General features: G+C 63.2%; 25 protein-coding genes. 10 read left to right on the top strand and 15 right to left on the bottom strand.

The window, feature by feature from the left end; all coding sequences use genetic code 11:
• Window positions 1–6 precede the first annotated feature (6 nt).
• From IVB07_RS27645 to IVB07_RS27630, 4 genes are all read right to left on the bottom strand, one after another.
• On the bottom strand, window positions 7–1,155 hold the full coding sequence (locus tag IVB07_RS27645; protein WP_018458266.1) for an amidohydrolase: 1,149 nt from the start codon (window positions 1,153–1,155) through the stop codon (window positions 7–9).
• Between the two features lie 105 nt (window positions 1,156–1,260).
• Complete coding sequence (locus IVB07_RS27640; RefSeq protein WP_018458267.1) at window positions 1,261–2,349, bottom strand: mandelate racemase/muconate lactonizing enzyme family protein; 1,089 nt, start codon at window positions 2,347–2,349, stop codon at window positions 1,261–1,263.
• A gap of 74 nt (window positions 2,350–2,423) precedes the next feature.
• The gene (locus tag IVB07_RS27635) at window positions 2,424–3,617 is read right to left on the bottom strand and encodes a M20/M25/M40 family metallo-hydrolase (protein ID WP_018458268.1); all 1,194 of its coding nucleotides are present in this window, start codon (window positions 3,615–3,617) and stop codon (window positions 2,424–2,426) included.
• 24 nt (window positions 3,618–3,641) lie between these two features.
• Window positions 3,642–4,895 (bottom strand): MFS transporter, encoded by a 1,254-nt coding sequence (locus tag IVB07_RS27630; RefSeq protein WP_018458269.1) that lies wholly within the window; start codon window positions 4,893–4,895, stop codon window positions 3,642–3,644.
• Between the two features lie 143 nt (window positions 4,896–5,038).
• Here IVB07_RS27630 and xylB point away from each other — a divergent pair, with 143 nt between their 5' ends.
• The 8 genes from xylB to IVB07_RS27590 all read left to right on the top strand — a co-directional run bounded on the left by xylB (window position 5,039) and on the right by IVB07_RS27590 (window position 14,777).
• On the top strand, window positions 5,039–6,469 hold the full coding sequence (xylB, locus tag IVB07_RS27625; protein ID WP_247363508.1) for a xylulokinase: 1,431 nt from the start codon (window positions 5,039–5,041) through the stop codon (window positions 6,467–6,469).
• Between the two features lie 210 nt (window positions 6,470–6,679).
• Entirely contained in the window at window positions 6,680–8,215 is a 1,536-nt protein-coding gene (locus IVB07_RS27620; RefSeq protein WP_018458271.1) for a sugar ABC transporter ATP-binding protein, read from the top strand.
• The gene (locus tag IVB07_RS27615) at window positions 8,208–9,263 is read left to right on the top strand and encodes a ribose ABC transporter permease (protein WP_018458272.1); all 1,056 of its coding nucleotides are present in this window, start codon (window positions 8,208–8,210) and stop codon (window positions 9,261–9,263) included. Before IVB07_RS27620 ends, IVB07_RS27615 begins: the two co-directional genes overlap by 8 nt.
• 153 nt (window positions 9,264–9,416) lie before the next feature.
• Window positions 9,417–10,364, top strand: a complete 948-nt coding sequence (locus IVB07_RS27610; RefSeq protein WP_018458273.1) for an ABC transporter substrate-binding protein — start codon at window positions 9,417–9,419, stop codon at window positions 10,362–10,364.
• 247 nt (window positions 10,365–10,611) lie between these two features.
• Window positions 10,612–11,127 carry a TadE/TadG family type IV pilus assembly protein gene (locus tag IVB07_RS27605; protein WP_247766772.1) on the top strand — a complete coding sequence of 172 codons (516 nt, stop codon included), beginning with the start codon at window positions 10,612–10,614 and terminating at the stop codon, window positions 11,125–11,127.
• Between the two features lie 290 nt (window positions 11,128–11,417).
• On the top strand, window positions 11,418–11,990 hold the full coding sequence (locus tag IVB07_RS27600; protein ID WP_247766771.1) for a hypothetical protein: 573 nt from the start codon (window positions 11,418–11,420) through the stop codon (window positions 11,988–11,990).
• A gap of 405 nt (window positions 11,991–12,395) precedes the next feature.
• Window positions 12,396–13,343, top strand: coding sequence for a phosphatase PAP2 family protein (locus IVB07_RS27595; protein WP_247363507.1), 948 nt, complete (start codon window positions 12,396–12,398; stop codon window positions 13,341–13,343).
• Between the two features lie 387 nt (window positions 13,344–13,730).
• Window positions 13,731–14,777: a PAS domain-containing sensor histidine kinase gene (locus IVB07_RS27590; RefSeq protein WP_247363506.1), complete on the top strand. Its 1,047-nt coding sequence runs from the start codon at window positions 13,731–13,733 to the stop codon at window positions 14,775–14,777.
• Window positions 14,778–14,933: 156 nt separating this feature from the next.
• Here IVB07_RS27590 and IVB07_RS40760 read toward each other — a convergent pair whose 3' ends face one another.
• The 9 genes from IVB07_RS40760 to IVB07_RS27565 form a co-directional block, all read right to left on the bottom strand.
• On the bottom strand, window positions 14,934–15,359 hold the full coding sequence (locus IVB07_RS40760; protein ID WP_026233324.1) for a hypothetical protein: 426 nt from the start codon (window positions 15,357–15,359) through the stop codon (window positions 14,934–14,936).
• A gap of 196 nt (window positions 15,360–15,555) precedes the next feature.
• Window positions 15,556–15,756 carry an adenylate/guanylate cyclase domain-containing protein gene (locus tag IVB07_RS40755; RefSeq protein ID WP_345946757.1) on the bottom strand — a complete coding sequence of 67 codons (201 nt, stop codon included), beginning with the start codon at window positions 15,754–15,756 and terminating at the stop codon, window positions 15,556–15,558.
• Window positions 15,757–15,770: 14 nt separating this feature from the next.
• Window positions 15,771–16,004 carry a HAMP domain-containing protein gene (locus IVB07_RS40750; RefSeq protein WP_026233323.1) on the bottom strand — a complete coding sequence of 78 codons (234 nt, stop codon included), beginning with the start codon at window positions 16,002–16,004 and terminating at the stop codon, window positions 15,771–15,773.
• Between the two features lie 103 nt (window positions 16,005–16,107).
• Window positions 16,108–16,452 carry a hypothetical protein gene (locus IVB07_RS40745; protein WP_085362217.1) on the bottom strand — a complete coding sequence of 115 codons (345 nt, stop codon included), beginning with the start codon at window positions 16,450–16,452 and terminating at the stop codon, window positions 16,108–16,110.
• Window positions 16,453–16,787: 335 nt separating this feature from the next.
• Entirely contained in the window at window positions 16,788–17,126 is a 339-nt protein-coding gene (locus IVB07_RS27580) for an invasion associated locus B family protein (protein WP_247766770.1), read from the bottom strand.
• Window positions 17,095–18,192, bottom strand: coding sequence for a dienelactone hydrolase family protein (locus IVB07_RS27575; protein ID WP_346659442.1), 1,098 nt, complete (start codon window positions 18,190–18,192; stop codon window positions 17,095–17,097). The genes IVB07_RS27580 and IVB07_RS27575 overlap by 32 nt, the downstream gene beginning before the upstream one ends.
• 358 nt (window positions 18,193–18,550) lie before the next feature.
• Window positions 18,551–18,901: a hypothetical protein gene (locus tag IVB07_RS27570; protein ID WP_247363505.1), complete on the bottom strand. Its 351-nt coding sequence runs from the start codon at window positions 18,899–18,901 to the stop codon at window positions 18,551–18,553.
• Window positions 18,902–19,308: 407 nt separating this feature from the next.
• A complete protein-coding gene (locus IVB07_RS40585) occupies window positions 19,309–19,557 on the bottom strand; it encodes an HGGxSTG domain-containing protein (RefSeq protein WP_276578209.1) in 249 nt (82 codons plus the stop codon).
• Between the two features lie 29 nt (window positions 19,558–19,586).
• A complete protein-coding gene (locus tag IVB07_RS27565; protein ID WP_018457188.1) occupies window positions 19,587–20,243 on the bottom strand; it encodes a hypothetical protein in 657 nt (218 codons plus the stop codon).
• 441 nt (window positions 20,244–20,684) lie between these two features.
• On the opposite strand from IVB07_RS27565, the gene IVB07_RS27560 reads away from it, so the two are divergent.
• Window positions 20,685–21,659, top strand: coding sequence for a tripartite tricarboxylate transporter substrate binding protein (locus IVB07_RS27560; RefSeq protein WP_026233321.1), 975 nt, complete (start codon window positions 20,685–20,687; stop codon window positions 21,657–21,659).
• Here the strand turns inward: IVB07_RS27560 and IVB07_RS27555 are convergent.
• Entirely contained in the window at window positions 21,646–22,128 is a 483-nt protein-coding gene (locus tag IVB07_RS27555; RefSeq protein ID WP_018457185.1) for an NUDIX domain-containing protein, read from the bottom strand. The genes IVB07_RS27560 and IVB07_RS27555 overlap by 14 nt on opposite strands.
• Before the next feature lie 102 nt (window positions 22,129–22,230).
• Here IVB07_RS27555 and IVB07_RS27550 point away from each other — a divergent pair, with 102 nt between their 5' ends.
• A complete protein-coding gene (locus IVB07_RS27550; RefSeq protein WP_018457184.1) occupies window positions 22,231–23,355 on the top strand; it encodes a DUF1236 domain-containing protein in 1,125 nt (374 codons plus the stop codon).
• A gap of 49 nt (window positions 23,356–23,404) precedes the next feature.
• On the opposite strand, the gene IVB07_RS27545 is transcribed toward IVB07_RS27550, so the two are convergent.
• Window positions 23,405–24,361: a lytic transglycosylase domain-containing protein gene (locus tag IVB07_RS27545; protein WP_018457183.1), complete on the bottom strand. Its 957-nt coding sequence runs from the start codon at window positions 24,359–24,361 to the stop codon at window positions 23,405–23,407.
• Window positions 24,362–24,481: the final 120 nt, after the last annotated feature.

The raw sequence follows: 24,481 nt of genomic DNA, 5'->3' as shown, positions 1-24,481 counted from the left end.
GCGGGCCTAGTTCGAGGCCAGCGCCGCCTTGGCGAGTTCCGCCATCCAGCTCGATGCCACCGGTAGGATCGCGTCGTTGAAATCATAGCGCGGGCCGTGCAGCTCGGCGCCATCCCGCAATTCGCCATTGCCGATCCAGACGAAGGCGCCCGGACGCCGCGAGAGATAGTGGGCAAAATCCTCGCCGGCCATGCTGGGCGCGAGGTCGCGCCGCAACTCGGCCCGTACCGTGTCCGCCGCGAGGCGCGCGAGATCCGCTTCTGCCGGCGTGTTGATGACCACGCCGACGCCAATGACGATCTCGGGCGTGACCTTGACGCCGAAGCTCGTGGCAATCCCGGCGCAGATCTGTTCGATCCGCGCCAAAACGGTGTCCTTCACCGCATCGCGATGGTAGCGCAGCGTGCCGCCGATCGAGACGCGTCCGGCGATTTGGTTGCGTGCCGTGCCGCCTTCGAGCGTGCAGAGCGAGAGCACGGCGGTGTCGAGCGGATCGACGCTGCGCGAGACGATCGATTGCAGCGCCACGATCAAATGGCCGGCCGCCATCACCGGATCGCGCGTCAGATGCGGCATGCCGGCGTGACCGGCATGGCCATCGATGGTGATGGTGATGCGCCCGCCGGAGGCCATGACGACGCCGTCATGGACCGCGATGGTGCCGGCGGCGAGCCCCGGCCAGTTGTGAAAGCCGAACACCCGTTGCATCGGAAAGCGGTCGAACAGCCCGGCCGCGACCATCGCGCGCGAGCCGCCATAACCTTCCTCGGCCGGCTGGAAGATGAAATCGACCGTCCCGCTCCAGCTGGTGTCGGCGGCGAGCAGCGCGGCCGCGCCGAGCAGCGAAGCGGTATGCCCGTCATGGCCGCAGGCATGCATCACACCGGGGTTTTGCGAAGCGTAAGCTAGCCCCGTATCTTCGGTGATCGGCAGCGCATCCATGTCGGCCCGCAGGCCGACGCGGCCCTGGGCGTGGCCGCGCGTCAGGGTCGCGACGATGCCGTGACCGCCGATGTTGGCCTCGAAGGAAATGCCGAGCTCGGTGAGCTTGTCCTGCACGAAGGCCGCGGTGACTTTCTCCTGGAGGGACAGTTCGGGATGCGCATGCAAATGCCGGCGCCACGCGGTCAGTTTCTGGTGCAGCTCGGGGGTCAAGGCGGGAATCTCTCGGCTTGTGTGTCGGCGTCGACACCATAGCCGAATAACCGCAGCTTGCATCAAGCCTCAGCGAATGCCTCGCGTGCAGCAACGCGCTCCCGTCTACGCCGACAGCTTCGCCAGCCCGTCCCAATCGAAGCTGATGCCGTGGCCGATACGGTCCGGCGCGAGCGCAAGCCCGTCCTGCAGCACCAGTGGATGCTCGATAAATTTGTCGAGCCCAAAACCGTGCGCCTCCAGATACGACCGGTTCGGGCAGGCCGCGAGCAGGTGCACGGTGACGTCATGCGCGCCATGGCTGGTGACGGGCAGGTTGAACGCCTCCGACAGCCGCGCGATCTTCATGAAGGCGGAGACGCCGCCGCAATTGGTGACGTCAGGCTCGGGATAGGACACCGCGCCCGCGACGATGTAGTTCTTGAACTCCCAAAGCGAACGCAAATTCTCGCCCGCCGCGATCGGCACGCCGCCGGCCTGCATGATGCGAGTGTGGCCCGCGACGTCGTCGGGAATGATCGGCTCCTCGAGCCAGGTGAGGTCATACGGTTGGAACGCGCGGGCGGCGCGGATCGCTTCCTCGACCGTCCATTTCATGTTGGCATCCACCATCAACGGAAAGCCGTCACCGAGATGCTGTCGCATCGCCGCGACCCGCGCCACATCCGATTTGAGATCGGGGCGGCCGGCCTTCATCTTGATGGCGCGAAAGCCCTTGCTGAGATTGCCGTCAGTCTGCGCGAGCAGTGCCTCGACGGAGAGATCGAGATCGATGCCGCCCGCATAACACGGCACGCGCGCGTCGAACCCGCCGAGCAATCGATACAGCGGCAATTGCGCGCGCCGCGCCTTCAAATCCCACAGCGCGATGTCGAGTGCCGAGAGCGCCAGCACCGCCGGCCCGCCGCGCCCGCCATAATGCAGTGCCCACCAGACCTGGTGCCAGATCGCCTCGGTATCATCGGCCTCGCGGCCTTCGACGAGCGGCGGGATCTCGCGCTTGAGGATGTCGGCGACGGCGCCGCCATTGCGTCCGACCGTGTAAGTGTAGCCGACGCCCTCGGCGCCATCGGCATCCCGGATGCGGCAGGTGATCAGCTCGAACGCCGCCATGTCGCCATGCATCGAGTCCGACAGCGTGACGGGAAGGGGGATCCGGTAGAATCCGGTCTCGATGGTCGAAATGCGCGGCATGCGGCCTCCCTGCGTTTTCTTTGCAGGCTAGGCCGACGCGCACCGCCCGGCAAGCGCGCGCCATGCAAGGCAGCTCACCGCATCGTCGCGAGCTGCACGGCCAGCGCGCAGGCGCGGTCGTATTCGTCGAGATTGATCCACTCGTCGATCGTGTGCACCTCGTTCTGGCCGGCGCCGAAGGTCACGGTCGGAACGCCGTGGCGGACCATCCAGTTGGCATCGAGGCCGCCATTGGCGGTGCGCACGTTCGGGGTGCCGCCGACGGCGGACACGGCCTCCACCGCGCGTCTGACGACGGGAAGGTTGTCCTTCATGCGGAACGGGAAATAGTCGGTCTCGGCCTTGAACTTGACCTTGCCGGACTTGCCTTGCGCGTTGGTGACTTTCTTGGCCGCCTTCTCGAACGCGGCCTTGTAGGCTTTCGTGATCTCCTTGAAGAACTTTCCGTCGTGGCTGCGGCTTTCGCCGCGCACATGCACGTAGTCGGTGACGACGTTGGTGGCGTCGCCCGCGGGCCTTCCCTCGCCGCCGGTGACGGGGCCGACATTGCTGGTGCCTTGCTGCTTGCGCTTGACCACCTTGCCGAACCAGCCGCCGGCCTTCACGTCGGCGAGCGCAAGCGCGAGGATCATGGTCGAGGAGATGCCGCGCTCCGGCGCGACGCCGGCATGCGAGGCGCGGCCGAAGATTTCCACGGTCCAGCGGTCGGCACCCACGGCGCCGATGACGACGTTGGAGGCCGAGCCGCCGTCATAGTTGAAGGCCATCACCGGCGAGCCGAACTCGTCCAGCTTGACGTGGCGCGCGCCATAGAGCCCGCTCTCCTCGCGCACGCAGAACAGCAGCGTGATCGGCGGATGATCGAGTTGCTGCTTTTCGAGCTCGGCCGCCAGCGTCACCAGCACGCCGCAGCCGCAGCGATTGTCGCCGCCGAGCGCGGTCTTCGCATCATTGACGATCTTGCGACCCGACTTTTTCGGCTTGGCGCCGGCGCATAGCGGCACGGTATCCATGTGGGTCATGAACATGATGCGCGGCTGGTTGTGCAGCGCGCCGCGGCCGGGCAGGTCGACGATGAGGTTGCCGGTCTCGGTCGGCACCGGAATGCGGGTATTGGCGTCGTCGAGCCGGATCGCTTTCGCCGGCACGCCGCTCTCCTTCAGCGCAGCCGTGAGCTCACGCCCGATCGCGGCCTCCTGTCCGGTGACGCCCTCGACGGCGAGAAAGCGCAAGAGGCGGTCGGTGGCGGCTTTGGTGTCGACAGGCATGAGATGTCCCCTTGATGCAGGGCTCTACTCTATCGTCGGTCTTGGCGAGGTATAGACCAAAAAGATCAGCGCGCCGATGCCAAGCATGGCTGCCATGAAAAGCAGCACCGCCGGCAACCCTGCAAACGCCGCCACCGCACCGGTGATCGATTGCATCAGCGCCGCGCCGAGGAAGAAGGCGAGGTTGATCGCCGCGAGCGCCTTGCCCGCAACTTGGGCGTCGACCAGCTGCCGCGACATGCCGAACAGCAGCGGCTGTGCGGAAGTGGCAAGCCCGATGAGCACGAACAGCACGAGGTCGTATTGCGGCGGCATCACCGCAACACCAGACAACACGGAAATGGCATAGCGCGGGGCCCCTAACGCCATCAGCGCCAGCAGCAATGCCCCGACGAGGTGCGTTCCCGCCACCAGCGCGCGGCGGCGTCCCAGCCTGCGGTCGATCATGCCGATGACAAGCGGACCTGCGATCATGGCCAGCGTGAACGCGCCGAGCTGGTTGCCGGCCTCGACCCGCGACAATCCCTTGACCTGCATCAGCCACGGTCCGCCCCACAGGCCGCGCAGCACCAGCGAGGTCGCAAGCGACACCAGGGCCAGCGCGATCAGGCCGCGCAAGGGCCGCGACAGTCCGAGCCTGAGCACCTCGATCATCTGCGACAGCGGCGAGGACTCGTCCTTGTGCTCGGCCGGCTGGCTCGGCACCAGCAGGAACACCGCGAGCGCCACGGCGACGCCGCCGAGCGCCGAGATCCAGAACCCGGCGCGCCAGCCGTAAGTGTCGACCACGAAGGCGAGCGGACTCGACGACAACAGCATGCCGATATTGCCGATCGAGAGGATCGCGCCCGACCACAGCCCAAAGCGCGCGGCCGACAATTGCTTGGCCGCCAACGTCATCGGGCACATCAGCATGCCGGAGGTGGCAATGCCCAGCAGCACCTGCCCGATGGCGAAGCTTTCGGGTCCCGTTGCGAACCCCGACGCGATGGCGCCGACCACGGTTCCCGCGAGCAGGCTCAGCGACACCGGCCGCACGCCAAAGCGGTCCATCGCCGCACCGACCGGGATCTGCGCGGCCGCAAACGCGAACGGGTAGACCGAGGTGAGGCTCGCCAGCGCCTGCGGTTCGATGCCGAAATCCGCCGCCATCAGGTCGAGGCTGACCGCCGGAATGGTGCGCAGCAAGGTCGAGAGCATGTGCCCGCAGGCCAGCGCAAGCAGCGCAAAGATCAGCGCGCGGGTGGCTCCCGCGTCGTGGGTGGCGGCGGTGGTCATGGGCGTTGCGTCCCGGCAAGGTTTCGGGTGGGGTTACATGATTGACGGGTGCATGCCAACATCGGGACCGCCATGGCCGCAATGTCGTGGATGCACAAGGCAACGGACGCGCAAGATCCTAAACGTGCAAGGCTAGTGACATCATGTATCTCGGCATCGACCTCGGCACCTCCGCCGTCAAAATCGTTCTGGTCGACGACGCGCAGCGCGTGGTGGCGAGCCGCAGCCGGTCACTGACGGTCTCCTCGCCGCGTCCCGGCCATTGCGAGCAGGACCCGGCACAGTGGATCGAGGCGACGTTCGCGACGCTGGACGCGCTGAAGGCGGATCACGCGCGCGAGCTGGCCGAGGTCGAGGGCATCGGCCTGTCCGGCCAGATGCACGGCGCGACGCTGCTCGACGCCAGCCACAGGCCGTTGCGGCCCTGCATTCTCTGGAATGACGGACGGTCCTTTGCGGAATGCGCCGAGCTGGAGCGGCGCTGGCCCGCCTTGCGGACCACGACAGGCAACAAGGCGATGCCGGGATTCACCGCGCCAAAATTGCTGTGGGTCGCCAGGCACGAACCGGAGATCTTCGCGGCGACAAAACTCGTGCTGCAACCAAAGGCCTATCTGCGCCTGGTGCTGACCGGCGAGGCGATCGAGGATGTCTCGGACGCCTCGGGTTCGCTGTGGCTCGATGTTAGCAGCCGCGATTGGTCGGATGAAGGACTCGCCGCGACCGCGCTATCGCGCCGGCAGATGCCCCGTCTGGTCGAGGGCTGCGCGCCGGCTGCACGGCTGCGGAGCGAGTTGGCGCAGCGCTGGCCGATGATCGCGGGCGGGGCCGGCGACAATCCGGCGGGAGCCATCGGCATCGGCGCCATCAATCCCGGGGCAGCCTTCATTTCGCTCGGAACCTCCGGCGCATTGCTGGTGCCGACCGAGACGATCGCGGCCAATCCGGAGCGGGTCGTGCACACGTTCTGTCACGCCGTCCCCGACAGGTGGATTCAAGCCGGCGCGATCCTCTCGGCGGCATCGTGCCTGGCCTGGATCGCGCGGCTGTTGGGGATCCCTGAGACTGAGCTGCTGGCGCCGCTCGGGTTGCGCCCGCGGGCGCCGTCGCCGGTCAGCTTCCTGCCGTACCTCTCCGGCGAACGCACCCCGCACGATGACCCCGACGTGCGCGGCATGCTCGATGGGATCAGTCACGCCACCGATCGTGACGCGATCGTGCAAGCCGTGCTCGAAGGCGTCGCCTTCGCGCTTGCGGATTGCCGGGACGTGCTGGCCGAGACCGGATTGGTGATCGCGGAGGCGGATGTCATCGGCGGCGGCTCACGGTCGCGGTTCTGGCTTTCGGTGCTGGCCAATGTCCTGAACGTGCCGGTGCATCGCTTTGCCGACGGCGAGACGGGCGCGGCGTTCGGTGCGGCGCGGCTTGGCCGCCTCGCCGTCACCGGTGAGGCGATCGACGCCGTCTGCACCGCGCCACAGCGCGTCGAGACCTTCGAGCCCGACGGCGCGCTTGCGCAGGCCTATGCCGAGCGGCTGCCGCAATGGCGCCGCCTGTACCGGCCGCGGCGCTGATCGCGATACGCGATGATGTGGCGAAGAAAAGGCATCACGCGCGGGATCGGTTCCGTCTGCAAAAGATAAAAGCAGCGCCGGACCGTTGGTCGGTATGCCGGAGGTATTGCCCTGCGCCACAACCTTTTGTTTAATGCTTGCGCGCGCGCCAGGGACCAACGAGACGCGGGTGAGATTGCGATGCCGCCGTCGGCGCATCGGGGAGGTGTGATGAGCGAGCCCATCCTCGAGATGCGCCGGGTCTCTAAATCGTTCTTCAGCATCAAGGCGCTGCGCGACGTCGACCTCACCGTCTACGCGGGCGAAATCCACGCTTTGATGGGCGAGAACGGCGCCGGCAAATCCACCCTGATGAAGATCCTGTCGGGCGCCTACCGGCCGGACCCGGGCAGCGAAATCCGCATCGACGGCCAGCCCGTGCAGATCAGCGGTCCGCTCGGCGGCCGCGCAGCCGGCATCGCGATCATCTATCAGGAACTCTCGCTCGCCCCCAACCTGAGCGTTGCGGAGAATATCTATCTCGGTCGCGAGGTCTCCCGCGGCGGCTTGCTGGCGCGCGAGGCGATGCAGGCCGGCGTCGGTCCGATCCTGGCGCGGCTCGGCGCGGATTTCACGCCGCAGACGCAGGTCGCCAATCTTTCGATGGGCCAGCGCCAACTGGTCGAGATCGCGCGCGCGCTGCACGCCCGCTCCAGGATCCTGATCATGGACGAGCCGACCACCGCGTTGTCGGCCGGTGAGAGCGAAAGGCTGTTCGCGCTGATCCGCCAGCTGCGCGCCGAAGGTCTCGCCATCATCTACATCTCGCATCGCATGGACGAGGTCTATGCGCTCGGCGACCGCGTCACGGTGCTGCGCGACGGCACGCTGGTCGGCTCGCTCGACAAGGCAGACATCCGTGCCGACACCATCGTCCGGATGATGGTGGGACGCGACGTCTCGTCCTTCTACAAGAAGGAGCATGATCCCAGGAACGATCCCAACGCGCGGTCGGGAGCTCCCGTGCTTGCGGCCGTCGACATCGCCGACGGCAGGCGCGTCAAGGGATGTTCGCTGGCGGTGCATGCGGGCGAGGTGGTCGGCCTCGCGGGCCTGGTCGGCGCCGGCCGCACCGAGCTTGCGCACCTCATCATCGGCGCCGCGCCCATGATCTCCGGCCATGTCGAGATCGACGGGCGCGAGGTCTCCATCCGCACGCCCGGCGAGGCGCTGGACGCCGGCATCGCCTATCTCACCGAGGACAGGAAGGCGCTCGGCCTGTTCCTCGACATGTCCTGTCTCGACAACATCAATCTCGCGGTGCTCGGCCGCGACGCGAAATTCGGCGGCATCCTCGATCGCGACAAGGCCCGCGACCGCGCCAAGCGCGCGTTCGCGGGGCTCGGCATCCGCGCTGCGAATGTCGGTGTTCCCGCTGGCGGGCTCTCGGGCGGCAACCAGCAGAAAGTGCTGCTGTCGCGGCTGCTCGCGATCGGCCCGAAAATCCTGATCCTCGACGAGCCGACGCGCGGCGTCGACGTCGGCGCCAAGTCCGAGATCTATTCGATCATCGACAATCTCGCGAAGTCGGGCACCGCGGTTCTCGTCATCTCGTCCGACCTGCCCGAGATCATCGGCATCTGCGACCGCGTCATCGTGATGCGTGCAGGACATATCGCCGGGCAGATCCGGCGCGACGCGACATCGCCGCTCAATCAGGAGGAGATCATGGCCCTCGCCACCGGAACGGAGCAGCTCGATGCCTGAGAACGGCGCTTCCGCCAACACCGCCCCCGCCAAAGCCGTCCCCGTCGCGCCCGGTCTTGCCGCCGCGCAGGAGACGAAGCGGCAGCGGACGCGGATGATCATTCGCGCGGTCGGCATGCTGCCGGTGCTGCTGCTCTTGTGCATCGGCTTTCACGTGCTGTCGGACGGCCGCTTCTTCACCGGCCAGAACATCGGCATCGTGGTGCAGCAGTCCGCGGTCAATACCGTGCTGGCCGCAGGCATGACCTTCGTCATCCTCACCGGCGGCATCGACCTGTCGGTCGGCTCCATCTTGGCGGCGGCGGCGATGGCCGGGCTGATCATCTCCAAATTTCCAGATCTCGGGGCGCTGTGGTTGCCGGCCGCGGTGCTCACCGGCACCGTCTTCGGCATTCTCAACGGCGGCTTGATCGCGCTGTTGCGCCTGCCGCCCTTCATCGTCACGCTGGGATCGTTGACCGCCGTGCGCGGCGCGGCGCGCCTGCTCGGCGCCGACACCACGGTGTTCAATCCGTCGATCCCCTATGCCTTCATCGGCAACGGTGCTCTGACCCTCATTCCCGGCGTATTGTCGATTCCCTGGCTCTGGGTGATCGCGTTGCTGGTCATCCTGGTGTCGTGGCTGGTGCTCAAGCGCACCGTGCTCGGGGTGCACATCTACGCGGTCGGCGGCAATGAGAGCGCGGCGCGGCTCGCCGGCATCAAGGTCTGGGCCGTGTTGATTTTCGTCTATGGCGTGTCCGGCCTGCTCGCGGGCCTCGGCGGCGCGATGCAGGCAGCGCGCCTCTACGCCGCCAATGGCCTGCAGCTCGGCCAGTCCTACGAACTCGACGCCATCACCGCCGTGATCCTGGGCGGCACCTCCTTTGTCGGCGGCATCGGCTCGATCTGGGGAACGCTGGTCGGCGCGCTGATCATTGCCGTGCTGTCGAACGGCCTGATCCTGATCGGCGTGTCCGACGTCTGGCAATATGTGATCAAGGGTCTGGTCATCATCGGCGCGGTGGCGCTGGACCGCTATCGGCTGCAGGGCTCGGCTCGGACTTGAGAGCATGATCCAAAAAAGTGCGAAGCGGTTTTTCGAAAGGATCATGCTCAAACAAGGAGCATGAAAATGCAGCCGGCACCGCGCCGTCATGTTCATTCCGTCACGGCAACTGGTCGCCGCGCCGGAGCTTCAAACAGACCAGGGAGGAAGCCAATGTTGAAGTCGATCTCGCTTGCCGGCGCCGCGATGGCGCTCGTCCTGAGCTCCGCGCCGTCCTACGCCAAGGAGCTTAAGTCGATCGGCATTTCGCTGGGCTCGCTCGGCAATCCGTTCTTCGTCGCGTTGTCGAAGGGCGCCGAGTTCGAGGCCAAGAAGACCAACCCCAACGTGAAGATCACGACGGTGGGCTTCGAATATGATCTCGGCAAGCAGGTCACCCAGATCGACAATTTCATCGCCGCCGGCGTCGACCTGATCCTGCTCAACCCTGGCGATCCCAAGGCGATCGGACCAGCGATCAAGAAGGCGCAGGCCGCCGGCATCGTCGTCGTTGCCGTCGACACCGCGGCCGAAGGCGCCGACGCCACGGTGACCACCAACAACGTCCAGGCCGGCGAGATCTCCTGCCAGTACATCGTCGACAAGCTGGGAGGCAAGGGCGACGTGATCATCGAGAACGGCCCGCAGGTCTCCGCGGTGATCGATCGCGTGGTCGGCTGCAAGAACGTGCTCGGCAAGAATCCCGGCATCAAGGTCCTGTCCAGCGACCAGGACGGCAAGGGCTCGCGCGAAGGCGGCCTCACGGTGGCGCAGGGCTATCTGACCCGCTTCGCCAAGATCGACGCCATCTTCGCCATCAACGACCCGCAGGCGATCGGCACCGACCTCGCCGCGCGCCAGCAGCAGCGCACCGGCATCGTCATCACCGCGGTCGACGGCGCCCCCGACATCGAAGCGGCCCTCAAGGACCCGCAGGCGACGCAGATTCAGGCCTCCGCCTCGCAGGACCCGTTCTTCATGGCCCGCCGCGCCGTGCAGGTCGGCGTCAGCATTCTCAACGGCCAGAAGCCGGCGTCCACGGTTGAGCTGCTGCCGTCGAAACTCGTGACGCGCGACAATGTCGGCGAGTACAAAGGCTGGACCTCGGATCGGTCGCAGTAGCGGGCGAGAGGCGGCCGGCGCCGGATGCGGCGCTGGTCGGCTCGCGTGGCACCAGCGGAAGATGTGGCAGCGATCCCTGCAGGATGGCCCCGTTCGCATATCACCAAAGCGGCCTGCGGAACCCGCAGGAGGTCCGGGTCTCCTTGGCGGCGCCGCGCATGCGGAAGGCGGTTTGCCAGCATTTTCGCGCGTAACTTAACGTATACTTTAGAGTCCACTGCCTATTGGAGGTTGCAGAGGATTCCCGATGACCTTGAGCCCTTCTTCCGCCGCCACCACGTTGGGTCGCCTAGCCCGGGACGAGCGCGGCAATATCGCCGTCATCTTCGCCATCGCCTTGTTGCCGGTCTTGTCATTCGTCGGCGCTGCGATCGACTACAGCCGCGCCGCCCACGCCCGCACCGCGATGCAGGGTGCGCTCGATTCGGCCGCGCTGATGGTCGCCAAGAACCTGTCCGATGGGAAGATCACGGCTGACCAGGTTCCGACCGCTGGCGCCGCTTACTTCGCCGCACTCTATACCCAGACCGGCAGCCAGAACGTCAAGGCGTCCGCCACCTACACCGCCAACAATAGCGGCAAGGGATCGACGGTGACGATGGCGGCGTCGGGCGAAATCAAGAGCCAGTTCATGCAGATTGCCGGCTTTCCAACCCTCGACTTCAGCGTCGGCTCGACCTCGACCTGGGGGAACAACCTGCTGCGCATCGCGCTGGTGCTCGACAACACCGGTTCCATGGGGGCACCAAGATCAGCAACCTGAAGACCGCATCCAAGAACCTTGTCGACAAGCTCGGGGCGCTGGCGAAGACCCCGGGCGATGTCATGTTCTCCGTGATTCCGTTCGCGAGCGCCGTCAACGTCGGCATCGACAAGGTCTCGGCCACGTGGCTGCGCTGGGATCTATGGGACCCCAGGTCGGAGGATTCCTCCAGCAACTCCTATTGCAGCAGCGGACGGAGCTCCTGGTACACGATGGCGATGTGCAAGGGGCATGGCTACACCTGGAGCCATTCCGTAGGCTCGCCTTCAACTTCGAACTGGAACGGCTGTGTGACCGACCGCGATCAGAGCTACGACGTCTCCGACGCATTGCCATCGGCGCTGACAACGCAATTTGTCGCCGACCAAGACCCGTACTGCCTGGCCAAATTGCTGGCGCTGACCAGCACAGCCAGCACCGTCAAGAGCACCATCGACGCGATGTCGGCGAACGGCGGCACCAATCAGACCATCGGGCTGCACTGGGGCTGGCTGTCGCTGCTGCAGCAAGCGCCGCTGAACGCGCCGGCCGAGGACGTCAACAACGTGTACCAGCACGTGATCATCCTGTTCACCGACGGCCAGAACACGGTCAATCGGTGGAACGGCGACGGGTCCATGACCTCGTCCTCGACTGAACGCGGCAAGATCGACACGCGAATGGAGGCTCTGTGCACCGCCGTCAAGGCCAAGAACACGACCATCTACACGGTCCAGCTCGACGACGGCACCGGGGTGTCGCCCGTGCTTCCCAAATGTGCGAGCGGCTCGGCAAACTTCTTCATGCTGAGCAACCCCAGCGAAATCGACGCCGCCTTCACCCAGATCGGCACATCCATTTCCAAGCTGCGCGTTTCGAAGTAGCCCCACATATCCATTTTGCTTGATATTGGCCCGGGGAAGCAAAGGCTGAAACAGCAGGCAGAGCCCGCCAAGGGCGAAATCGCATCCTCACGTGAGCGCCAACGCGCGTCATATGTTGGCTCGGCGGCTGACCTTCGCGCGAGCGATCGTGACGTCCGTTCGCGAGCTAGACCGGACCGTCGCTCATGCAAAGCGGAGTCGCAGTTTGACCCGAAGCGGACGTGAGCTCCCTCGGAGCCTACGGTCAGCCGATGAATGCGAACACGCGTAGTCAGATTTGATGAGCAGCGCGGAACCCATCGAGTCCAACACGCTGAATTTGTATAAGCCAAATTAAACAATCATTAGATGAGCACCAGATATTGATGCTCCAGAAGGGGTCAGGGATCCCAAACGATGCGATAGATGGACAGAGTGATGCGAAATGAAGGCTTTGTCTTTGCCGTCCTCAATGCTTATCGGTTCAGCGAAATTCTGCGCTTGTGGATCGCAATTGCGATTGTTGCAGCCGTTGACCTCATATGGCTTCGCGCCGCTGGGATGACGATGGCTATCGATCCGACGCAAGCGATTCCGTTCTGTGCTGCTGCTCTTCTCTCCTTTGTTTACACGAGGTTGAGGCCGGATCGGCGTATCGCTGAGCTTGCCACGGCTTTGGCTCAGATCATTGCCTTTACGGTCGTGGGCGCGATCCTGAGTTATCTAACCATCACGGCAAAGTTTCCGTTGGTCGATTCCCAGCTGGCCGGCGTCGACACCCTGCTGAGACTGAATTGGCTGGCTTTCTTTGAGTGGGTTGAGGTCAGACCAATTATCAAAGCGGTCCTCGCAGTCGCGTATCACAGCTGTATGCTGCAGGTCGCCATCTTGTTGGTGTGGCTGAGTGCGTGCGGGCGATTTGAAAGGATGCGAGAGTTTGTTTGGCTGTTCGTAACATCGCTCCTCGTGATTCTTCCGATCTCATGGAGACTGCCGGCAGCGAGCGCATGGGTCTACTTTGGCGTCGTCGAACGCGTCGACGCGTATCATTTGATCGATTTCAACGCACTCCGAAGCGGCGAGATGACACGCATTTCGTTGACGCACGTGAATGGTCTGATCACATTTCCTTCGTTCCACGCTGCGCTGGCCACAATACTTATATACGCCAGCCGAGGCGTGAAGATGCTTTTCCCACTATACCTTGTCTTGAACTTGCTGATGCTTGCTGCAACACCTACTGTAGGCGGCCACTATTTCATCGATATCATCGCCGGTGCGGGCATCGTTCTCTGCCTCGCTTGCCTTCGACAGCTTCGCTGGGGCGTTTTGTTTGCGCGATGGAACACCTCGCCATCGCACGCGGCCGGATAGTCATCCACGCTCTGCAAGCGACAGAGCGATTTGTCTTGGCAGAGGTCATCAAACGACAAACAGATTGAAGTTCGCTTGTGGCCCGAAGGCGAAGGTCGCCATCGCCTGCGGTACACCGGAGCGGGGGCCAGCCGACATCGAGAACACGCGGGCAAACTGACCCGGAACGGACATCGCCAGGGTCTGGTCGATGTCGCCGGCGCGCCCGGTGTAGTGGCACCCCCATCTGGCCCGAAACTGATCTATCGCAGCGCCCGGCGTGGACCGCTTTGACCAACCATCGACATTGCATTGCCGAGAATTTTGGCTTTACGCTTGGGCAACGTGTCAGGAGTTGCGCGCATGGGCGGGGACACAGGTAGCCTTTTCTTGTCGGGGGGCGGCGAGATGGGCGCTCTCACAAGAGCGTTTGACTGGTCAAAAACATCGCTCGGCTCGCCGGAAGCGTGGCCGCAAAGTCTTCGGGTCACGGTGCGGCTCGTTCTTACCTCACGCCACCCGATGTTCATTTGGTGGGGACCGGACCTCATCCAGTTCTATAACGATGCGTATCGCGAAACGATGGGTCCCGAGCGGCATCCGAGCGCCTTGGGCGCGGGCGGCCGTGAATGCTGGGATGAAATATGGGACATCATTGGTCCCCAGATTGAATACGTCATGGCAGGTAAGGGGGCGACGTGGCATGAGGATCAATTGGTGCCTGTAACCCGCCACGGTCGGCGCGAGGATGTCTGGTGGACGTACAGCTTCGGTCCAATTGACCTTGAAGATAAAGTCGGCGGCGTACTCGTTGTCTGTAAAGACGTCACCTCCGAGCACATGGCAAGGGAAGCCCTGAGGCTTATCAACGAAGAGCTAAAGCACCGGTTCAAGAACACCTTTGCTGTGCTTGGTGCTGTTGCCAGCCAAACATTTCGTGACGTATCGAGCCGCGCCGATCTTGAAAAGTATAAGGCACGACTTGCCGCGTTCGGACGAGCACACGCCTTGCTGACTGCGGCGAATTGGGCTGCTGCCCCACTTCGAGATGTCGTCAACACGGCCCTGAGCCCTTACAGAACAGGCGAAGGCCGGATTACGACGTCCGGTCCTCCGCTTGTTCTCAGATCGCAACAGGCTCTCGCCCTTTCCTTAGCGGTTCACGAGCTCGCCACCAATGCAGTAAAGTATGGCGCTCTGAGCGTGACAGGCGGCCGGGTGTCCATCGTGTGGTCAACCGAAGATCAGGCGGGTGATCAAAAATTCGTCTTCGTCTGGCAAGAATTCGGCGGTCCATCTGTGTCGGAGCCCACCGATAAAGGCTTCGGTTCGCAACTCATTTCGGGGGCGCTGGAATACGACTTCAGAGGGTCGGTTGCGGTGTCCTATGAATCGACCGGACTCACTTGCCGCCTCACGGCTCCGCTCGAAAATCTGGAAATGTCACCACAATAGTGGGAGCTTTTACCCGACCCATGTTGACTGCCGCGAGGACGAGGAGCCCCTCACGGGCCCGCATGTCGGGTCCTGTCCCGTAGCTGACCTGCCGCGCGCAGCCGGTGGAGGACCGCTTGTGACCCATTGGAGACGTCCGCCGTATCAGCCCGGCGCTCATTTTTCGATGTGCCACGACCCGTCCCAGTCGTTCGGAGGCGGTTCTGCTTTGAAGCTTCCGATGCGCTCGATTAGGGCCCTTGCAGGCCCGTCGTCGGGCATCGCTTCAAGCGACGCATTGAACGCAGCAAGCGCATCATCCCATCGCCGGTTGCGATAGTTCGAGAGCCCTTCCAGATACTTGTCCCGCAAGACCAGTTGTTGTGGCGTGACATCAGCTCGGCTTCCGAGGATTTCAGAAACGGCCTCGAAACGAGTTTGACCCGCCACCACAATGCGATCGATCTCCCGCGCCTCAAGTGAAGTGCCCACGGCAGCAATAGTTCTTTCGGAAACGAGATTGCGGGTGCCGTACACCTTGTTCGCGCCTTCCAGCCGCGAGGCGAGGTTCACCACATCGCCCATGACGGTGTAGCTCATCATCACGTCGGCCGATGCTGCCGACCAGCGCCTCGCCGGTCGCGATCCCGATCCTTAGATCGCATTGCTTCATTGGAGTTGCGCGAACGCCAAGTAGCTCAGGAATCTCCTCGCGCAATTTTCCGATACGTTCGATCATTTCCAGGGAGGCGAGGCATGCAAGTCGGGCATGATCGGCCTCATCGACGAAAGGTGGGGCTCAATAAGCCATGATGCTGTCGCCGATATACTTGTCGATGATCCCTCGGTTGTTCCGGATTGGTTCGGACATGACCGAAAGGTAGTGGTTCATGACCTTGACGAGACCTTGCGGGGTCATGCCTTCGCTAAGGCTGGTGAAGCCCTTCAAGTCGCAGAACAACACAGTCATCACCCGGCGCTGGCCTTCGGGGGCCGTCAAATTTGGGTGATCGATCAGCCTTCAACGACGCGCGGATCGATGTATTTTCCGAATGTTTCCTTGATGCGTTGGTTGTTGCGCAATTGCACAATCATTCGATTGAAGGCGGCAGCCAGTTGTCCGATTTCGTCAGTCGCCCTTACATCGATTGATTGATCGAGCTGACCCGCTTCCACCGCGCGGGCACCTTCAAGCAATAGTCGGACAGAGCGAATGATGCCGCCGCTGACCAGATTGGCGAAGATCAATCGACGATCGCGGCAAGCAGCGTCACGATGGCCGAGGTCAGCGCCACCCGGGTCTGTTCCGACCTCACTTTTGCGATAGCCCCCTCGCTGACGGTCAGCATACTCAATCGAATAGCACTGACCTTCTCATCCAGTCGTCGCGAACAGCGTCTGCTCGCGCAAGGCTGCGTCTCGCCGCTGGAAAGTCTCTCGCCTCAAGGTGTGAAAGTAGCTCTCTGGTCTCCTGCTTCAGCTGGCGGCGAGTATCGTCCAGATTTTCAATCCGGTTGTCGATGCGCGCCAGGGCTGCGTTGTCCGATGGTGTACTTGTGTCTTCAATGATCGAATTGATCAGTGTCCGCGCGGCTTGCGCTTCGCTTTCGACCTCGGCTCCCTTCTCGTTGTAGAGCTCCAAGCGGGCTCTATATCCGAGCACATCGGGCGGCTCCTGCATCTTCGCGATCACCATGCGGCGGAGCCCGAGGCCTCGTTCGAGCGATAGAGTATTGATCCGTGTCAGACGGGGCGTTGATAGGTGCGTAACGTGCAGAGAGCTCATCAAGCAGGTAGCCGACTCGCCTGACCATCGCGATCGATAGGACCGACGTCACGAGCATGAGGATGATCAGTCCGACAGCGATTGCTACAATTCGCTGCCGGATTGACTGCTTGATCGTCGATCCGGAGAATTTTTTCAGTCCGTTAAGAGCGAGGATCCGTTGTCTCGTGCTCCGTAGAGGCATATCCGACGTACTCACAGTCGAGCTTCCTTTCGGTCAGCCCCGTCAGGCGGTCCAACTCCATTCATTCTTCAGTCAGGCTGAAATCGAAAGTTTCGGCAGGCGGGTCTTGGTGAACAGCCCCGAACTGGCTCAGCGGCAACTTTATCGTCACCGAAGAGGAGTAAAGGTCTGTGAGTTCGAGTTTGAGCTGTTGGCCGGCTTCCATTTGAGCCGCCACCGTTGGTTCAATTCCACGTGCTGCGATGCAGATGTTGGTGAGACACCAGGTGAAAGGAACCTGGACAGGACTGCCTTGATCTACCGTCACCTTGACTCCCTGCTGCAGATTTGCCCCTTGCGGAACGAACAGCTGCAGGCGAGCGGGACCGTCAGCTCGTTCGATCAGATCGACACGGGCCACGATCTGATCGAGATCGTCCGTGGCGGTTGACGTATCGGCATATGTTGGTTCGATCGGATGAGGCGAAACAAAGCTTTTTCCAGGTTGAGAAATGGATGTTCTCAGGCAGCCGCAATCGTGGCGGCTTCGACGGAGGCTCCCGCTGGGCAGAAGGGCCGTTGACTGGCTGCCCAAGCGGCGGAGCGGTCGCTGAATGCTTCTCCAGAAATTGCGATACCAAGGGCGACCAGATCGGCACCGCGTCGGCGAAATCGATCATGAAGTGCCCGTCGGTCCCAAAGGACGGGAGCATACGATAATCGGCATTTCCGCCCGCTTCGACAAAGGCCTGATGCATCCTCATCGTCAATTCCGGACCGAAGTAGCTGTCGTTTTCCGCGTAGATCCAAAGCATCGGTACGCGTGCGGTGCGGCCGAATTCGCTGGTGGCGGCAACGAGCTTGTCGGGAGCACAATTGTTGTTGGGTTTGCCGTCAACTCGGCCTCCGCGTCCCGCTGCAAAGGTAATGATGGCCTGAACTGATGACGGGTTTAGGCTCCCAAGAGCAATCGAGCCCCATCCGCCGCCCGACTGGCCAACGACGATGACCTTACCCGGCTGGATCATCTTCTTCTTGCTCATGTAGTCGATGACCCACTCGTTCAGAGTGGCGATGGCGAGCCCGGGACCACGGAAGTTTGGGTTGTCGCAGCTACCGACGTGGGCAAAGACGGCTCCGTAGAGACCCTGATCTTTATCATCGAGACTGCTGGCCCCGTACCTGACGGGCGAGATGACCACATAACCGCGACGTGCAAACCAACGTGCCGCGTCACGATACTCGATCGCCGGAAACATCGTCCGCTGGTTGGCTTCCAGCGAAATTCCATGGTTCATAACCACTAGCGGAAACGGACCATCTCCGACCGGCCGTACCAGGAAGGCAAGCACCGGCAGTGGAAACGGCAGCGCCCAAATTTCCTCTTGGATTACTTGTCCCGCAGTTCGGTCATCTGCCGCGGCTGGGAAATGGACTGCCGAGGGGAAAGCCAGCAAAAGAAGAATGGCCAGCAAGTGCTTCAGCATCTTCTTTCTCCGACGATCTGGTCTGGGTCTGACGCTAGGTCTCGGAGGCAGGAATCCGTTGATTTGGATCAAAGCGACCAACCGCAAGTTCCCGACGTCGTGCGGCTTAGTGGCCTAGCAAAGAAAGCGTCGTCGGAAACCCGGATGAGCGTGCACGGCCTTTCATGCGGCTCCTGGCTTTTTGACGGCCTTAGGGCCTGTTTCGAGCTTTAACCCCGCCGCCGCTATCGTCGTTGGTCTGCTTGTGGGCCTGAAGGCGAAATATCCGGCACGCCGGCAGCTAGGGCCATAGCGGACATCGAGAATACGCGGGCAAATCGGTGCGAATGACCCGAAGCGGAGCACCTTGAAAGTGAGGTCAAGTCATGAATCCGGGCATGAAGCATCGGACGCGCGGATGGCCGTCTATGTAATGCCTCCAGACCATTGTACGGCCGAAGCGGTTTGGTTCTGTGACAACCGCACCGTCAGGTACGAGCACCCATTCGCCGTCGATGAGGACGCGGTAACGGCCCCGACTGGACTCCCAATCGGCATCGGACACTATGTATCCGTCGGCATCAGTACAGCACTTTCCAAATTCGCTCTGCAAGTTTTCAAACCAAGACTTCAGCGGAGAGTGGTCGTATCGGCCATCGTCGCGTGCAAGGACCGGCGTCAGTAGCAACGCTGAACCCAGCAACGATGCCGCAAGTTTCGCTGGAAACATCTGTTTGCCTCCGCGATATTCGCCGGCCGATCCGCTGGCTTGGTGCGGCTTAGGCTGGCAACCCGGAAACTAAATCCGTTGCAACTGCCGCTGACGATCGCTCGATGCTGTGATGGGACAGTTCATTCCCATCCCCACTGAGGTGAGTCCGGAAATTCGAGCGAAGGTTCAAATACGACAACGCTTCAACTAAAGGTCAGTGCAGCTGCTTCTTTGGCCTAGCCTGCCCTTAGCCGACCTCTCAGCTGGCGCCGAGCTTGTCCGCTCATGACGGCGTAGCCGACCAAAGCCCTCACAGACTTAAGGAAATGACCCACGGTGCATGAGTCTGCAGGGCATCTGTTGCGGGTCTCCACAACCGCGTTCGTCAACGACGATTGCGATCTACGGTGCATCGCCTTTATGGCCTATTCGGCAACTCGCGACAGCTCCGCAAGGAGCTTCAACGTATCATTCAGCACGGCCCGATCCTGCGCTCGTTCAGCGGCCGCATCACCCGTGAATTCGCCATGCGTCCGCGCATTCTGATTTCCCTTCGGCGCGCCTGATCTCCGTGCGCCGCCGTGCATGCGGCAGCGAGACTTGCCGTGCACTGCAGGCGCGCGGCAGGTGGTGCCGTTTCGCGTTTCGGCGCCACAGCGCGGGCTCGTCCACATCGCACGCGTCTTGCGAATTTGGTCGCCGCTCATGCATTGCTGCCTTGCCTGGATTCGGCCTGTTCGCATGCGCCGGCCTCACGCGGCGGGACCAGTCCTGCGACTGTCGCAGCGTGCGGCTCCGCGACGATCATGCTCGCGTGCTGGGTCACGTTGCCCACGATCGCCCTGCCGCCATCCTGCACCGACAAGTTCCGGACCGTGATCGCACGCTCGCCGTTGTTGCGGTGGCGGCTGAGTGCCTCGATCTGGCTCGCGAAGGTGCGGGCCAGCCGGGTCAGCACGCGGGTGAGGCTCTCTTGCTGCGGAACGTCGTCGGTGAGGGCGAGGCGGCAGGCAGAGCGCATCGTGGCCGCGTGAACGGACGCCATTTGCACTGCGAGCATCGCCTCGATCGAGTCCTTCGGCGCGATGCTCTTCACCAGCGAGATCATGAAGGCGAGATTGGCTTCATCGGGCTTGCGTCCGGTCACGCTGGCCTTCACCAATTGCTTGAGGAGACCATGCAGCGCGTCGCGGTCAGCGGCGCCGAGCGCCTCGGCCAGCAGCCGTTCGCCGGCTTGCGGGTCCGCGTGGAGGATCGCAATTCCCCGCTTGTAGAGCTTGATCCGCGGGCTCGCGTCGGGGCCGCTGCGATCGTTTGCCGCAACCGGCAGCGTGCCGTGGCGTTTGGCAGATGTCGTCATGTGCTGTGTCCTTTGCCCGCGCGGGCTCATTGCGCGCGACATCGATCGCTCGGCTTGCGCGCCTGTGGGGTTTTCGGGATGTTGATGAAGGGCTTACGCGCAATCGCCGCGCGACGCCCCGTGGTCGGGCGGCGTGGACGCTGACGATTGTTGCGATGATGGCATTCTGCCGGTGTTTTGCCCGACGTGTCAAACGAAGATTGCGAAGCGCGCAATCCTCGTTCGTGCAAATCCTCGTTCGTGCAAGTCCTTGATCTCGCAAGCGTCGGCTACTGTGCATGCGGTTGTTTTTGCGTTTTTTGTTTCGAACCGGCTCCGACCTGCCGCGCGACGGAATGCCGGCCTGCAAACGCGATTGCGAAATCCGGCGCGGCCGCTCATCATGATCCGCGAATGCGCCGCGACCTGCAAAAGCGGCGAGAACTTCTGGGGAGAGAACGAATGCAACGAACGCTTCGCCTGCTGGCGATCGTCGCCGGATTGTGCGTGACGACGGAGGCCTTCGCGCAAAAATATCCGGTGCGGCCGGTCAAGATCATGGTCGGCTTCAGCGCGGGCGGCCCGGTCGACGTCGTCGCGCGCATCGTCGCCGATCGGCTGAGCAACAAGCTCGGACAAGCTTTCGTGGTCGAGAACCGCGCCGGCGCCAACGGCATGATCGCGGCCGAAGGCGTCGCGCGTGCGGAAGGCGACGGCTACACGATGCTGGCCTGCAACTCCTCCACCATCACGCTCAACAAGACGCTGTTCAAGGATATCCGCTACGACCCGGAAAAGGACTTCGCGCCGCTCACCACCGTCGTGTCGGCGCCGCTCGTGCTGGTGGTCAATCCGGAGAATTCCAAGACGGCCAACATCAACACCGTCGCCGATCTCGTCGCCGCGGCAAAGGCTGCGCCCGGCGCGCTTGCCTACGGCTCGGGCGGCAACGGCAACCTTGCCCATCTCGCCATGGAGCTGCTCAGCGAGAGGGCCGGCGTCAAGATGATCCACGTGCCCTATCGCGGTGGTGCTGCGTCCGAGGTCGGTATCCTCGCGCAGGAGGTCCTGGCAGTGTTCGATCCCTTATCCGCCGTGCCGCTGGTGAAGGCCGGCAAGCTGCGCGCGCTCGCGGTGTCCTCCGCCGAGCGGCTGCCGGCGTTGCCTGATGTGCCGACCGTCGCGGAAGCCGGCTATCCCGGCTTCGACATCTCGTTCTGGGTCGGCTTCTTCATGCCGAAGGCAACCCCCGCGCCGACGCTCGAGATGCTGCACCGGGAGATCGTCGCCGCAGCCAACGATCCGCTGTTACGGGAGCGGCTGGAGACGCAGGGCGTCGTCAGCGTGCTGAGTTCGGCCGACTACGCCGCCAAGATCGCGAAGGAGATCAAGGAACTCGCCGAAGTGGTGGCGGCGGCGAACATCAAGGCGGAGTAGGGCGTCTGCTTGGCGTGCTGCCGGCCACCTGAGCCAGCCGCTCGAGCAGCGGGCGCTGTCCTGCGTTGATCTTCTCGTGCGCTGCTGCGAGCGTGAACCATTCGGCACGATCGACCTCCGGGAAGGTCTGACGTTTGCCGCTGCGTGGCGGCCATTCCATCTCGAATGTGTTGCTGCGAATGCTGCGCAAATCGACGTCGAACTCGGCCGCGAACGCGGTGACGATCTTGCCGCCGCGCTGCCTGACCTGGCCAATCGAAGTCAGCGGCGTGGACAGCTCAAGCCCAAGCTCCTCGGCAAACTCCCGTCGCGCGGCGGTTTCTGCGTCTTCGTCTGCGTACTCGCCCTTCGGAATCGACCATGCCCCGAGGTCCTTGTTGCGCCAGAACGGTCCTCCGGGATGAACGAGCAGAACCTCGAGCTCCCCACGTTTGCGATAGGCAATGATCCCGGCGCTTTTCGATGGCATCGCAGGTTCCGTTCAGGCGGCGCATTCGGCCGGGAAAAAGTGGAACAGACGCTTTTAGCGCAGGTTAATAGCTAACGCTTTGACCGAACAAGGGAGTGAACCATGATCCGCCTGTTGGCAACGACCGCCTTAGGGCTGGTGCTGGCGAACGCCGCCTTTGCGCAATCGCCAAGCAGCAACACCAAGTCTGAGCAAACGCCGCAATCCCAGTCCAATTCCGCAGCTCCGTCCAACACGTCGCCGTCTGGCGCGGCACAAACACAGCAGTCGCGATCGCAGCCGCAGCAATCATCAACGCCCGGAGCGTCGACACAGAATACCCAGGCGACCACTCCGTCTTCCGGATCGGCCAATTCCGGCTCCGGGACCAACGCCACCAACAGCGCGGACACGTCCTCGCGGCCGCCCAGTGGTACGGCAAACTCCAACGCGGCCGGTAACCAGCCCGCCTCGCAGCAGAGCGCCAATCCGCCGGCGGCGAACTCGAACCAGACGCAGGATCGCTCCAACCCTCCGTCGAACAATACCAATCAGGCGCAGCAGGCGCCTGGTTCATCTGGTACCAACCAGGCCCAGCAATCGCCAAACACGCCGAGCAGCAATCAGGCGCAAGACCAGCGGACCGGTGCCAATTCACAGGCCGCCGCCCGCACTGACGTCAACCTCAACAAGCAGCAGGAGACCAAGATCAGCGCGTCCATCTCGCATCTCAACGTGCGGCCGCTGACCAGCGTCAATTTCTCGCTCAACGTCGGCACGGTGGTGCCGCGCGATGTCCAGCTATCGACGCTGCCACCCGATGTGGTCGAGATCGTGCCGCAATATCGCGGCTACAGCTTTGCGCTGGTGAAGGATGAAATCGTCGTGGTCGATCCGGCGACATACAAGATCGTAACCGTGCTGCCGTACTCGGGACAATCCACCGCGACAACGACGACCACGCGTGAGCGCAGCGCCAGCAAGTTTTCGGATCGCGATCGCGAAGTGATCCGCAAGCATGCGAAGACCCGCACCGAGGGACGGAGCGAACGACAGACCACCGGCAGCACCGCGCGGTCCGAAATCCATGTTGGTGACCGCGTTCCCGAGAGTGTCGAGGTCGAGGAATTCCCGAGCACCGTCTATCGGGACGCGCCCGACCTCCGCGAGTACCGCTACATCCACCGCGATACGCGGACCTATGTCGTCGAGCCCCGCGAACGCCGCATCATCGAGGAGATCGACTAGTTCGCGGCCACTGGAAGCCGCTCCATAGAGCGGCTTCCGGATTTGCGCATCAGCCCGAAGATCGTTCGCGCGCTGCAAAACGGATGGCGCGGGCCTTCGCGCTCTTTCCCGCCGCACGCGCGGCGATCATGCTGCGTGCCTTGCCGTGGGTGTTCTTCCGGATCAGAGACGCGAGCCGCTTGCGTGCGTGGCTGGCGGTCAATCGCGCCGCCAGTTGCTCGGCCTTGCGAATGATGGTGGCGACCGAGGGCGTCAGGTTCACCGGAACCCAGGCGACGTCCTTCGTCTTGGACAGGCTGCCGATGCCCTCGCAGGGTGCTTCGCGCGGCAGGTCGATCCGGATCGCGAGGGCTTCCGCGCGTTCGGTCCAGTCCTCGGCCCTGGTGCCGGTGATGATGCGGACATAGTCGCGTGTCTCACGCGGCAGCTCGCTCTCTTTGGCGAGCCATTTCTGGATTCGGCCGGGACCTGCGTTGTAGGCGGCTGCGGCAAGGCCGAGATTGCCGAAATCGTCGCGCAGCTTGCGCAGGAACTTGGCCGATGCCGGCAGCGCCTTCATCGCATCGAACGGATCATCTAGCCCGACCTCCGCTGCCGTTTCCGGCATGAACTGCGCGACGCCCTGCGCGCCGGCCTGGCTGACCTCGTTGGACTTGAAGCGGCTCTCCTGCCAGATCAAACGCGCGAAGAACGGCACGGGAATGCCGCTGGCTTCGGCAGCTCCGCGAAGCGCGTGGCAGAAGCGTTCCGTCGGCGAAACCGGCGCCTGCGCGACGGGTTCGACCGTATCCGGCGGCTCGGGGGTCTCCTCATAGGCCGCACGCGCATTGGCGAGCTCGAGGGCCTGCACGCTTGCAAGGAACAGCTCGACCACCGGAACAAGTGACGAGGCCTGAGTGTTTTGAAGAACGGCGTGATCGAAAGCTGATGGTTGGCGGGACGCCGACGGATCGAAGTCGCACATCAGAATCATGAACGCGGCGCACGCCGCGACGACAAATCGCATTGCTGGAGCAACCTCGAACTGTGGGTGAACGGCCAGCGATGCGCCGGCGATAAGGAGTTATTAACCGAGCGATTGCGGCAAAGCTGCGGTCTCGTCGGTTCCCACGGTGTTACTACGGTG

This window comes from Bradyrhizobium sp. 172 (assembly GCF_023101065.1).
Taxonomy (GTDB): domain Bacteria; phylum Pseudomonadota; class Alphaproteobacteria; order Rhizobiales; family Xanthobacteraceae; genus Bradyrhizobium; species Bradyrhizobium canariense_D.
Note: the sequence above shows the minus strand (reverse complement) of the source record. Positions and strands in the feature narration are given on the sequence as shown.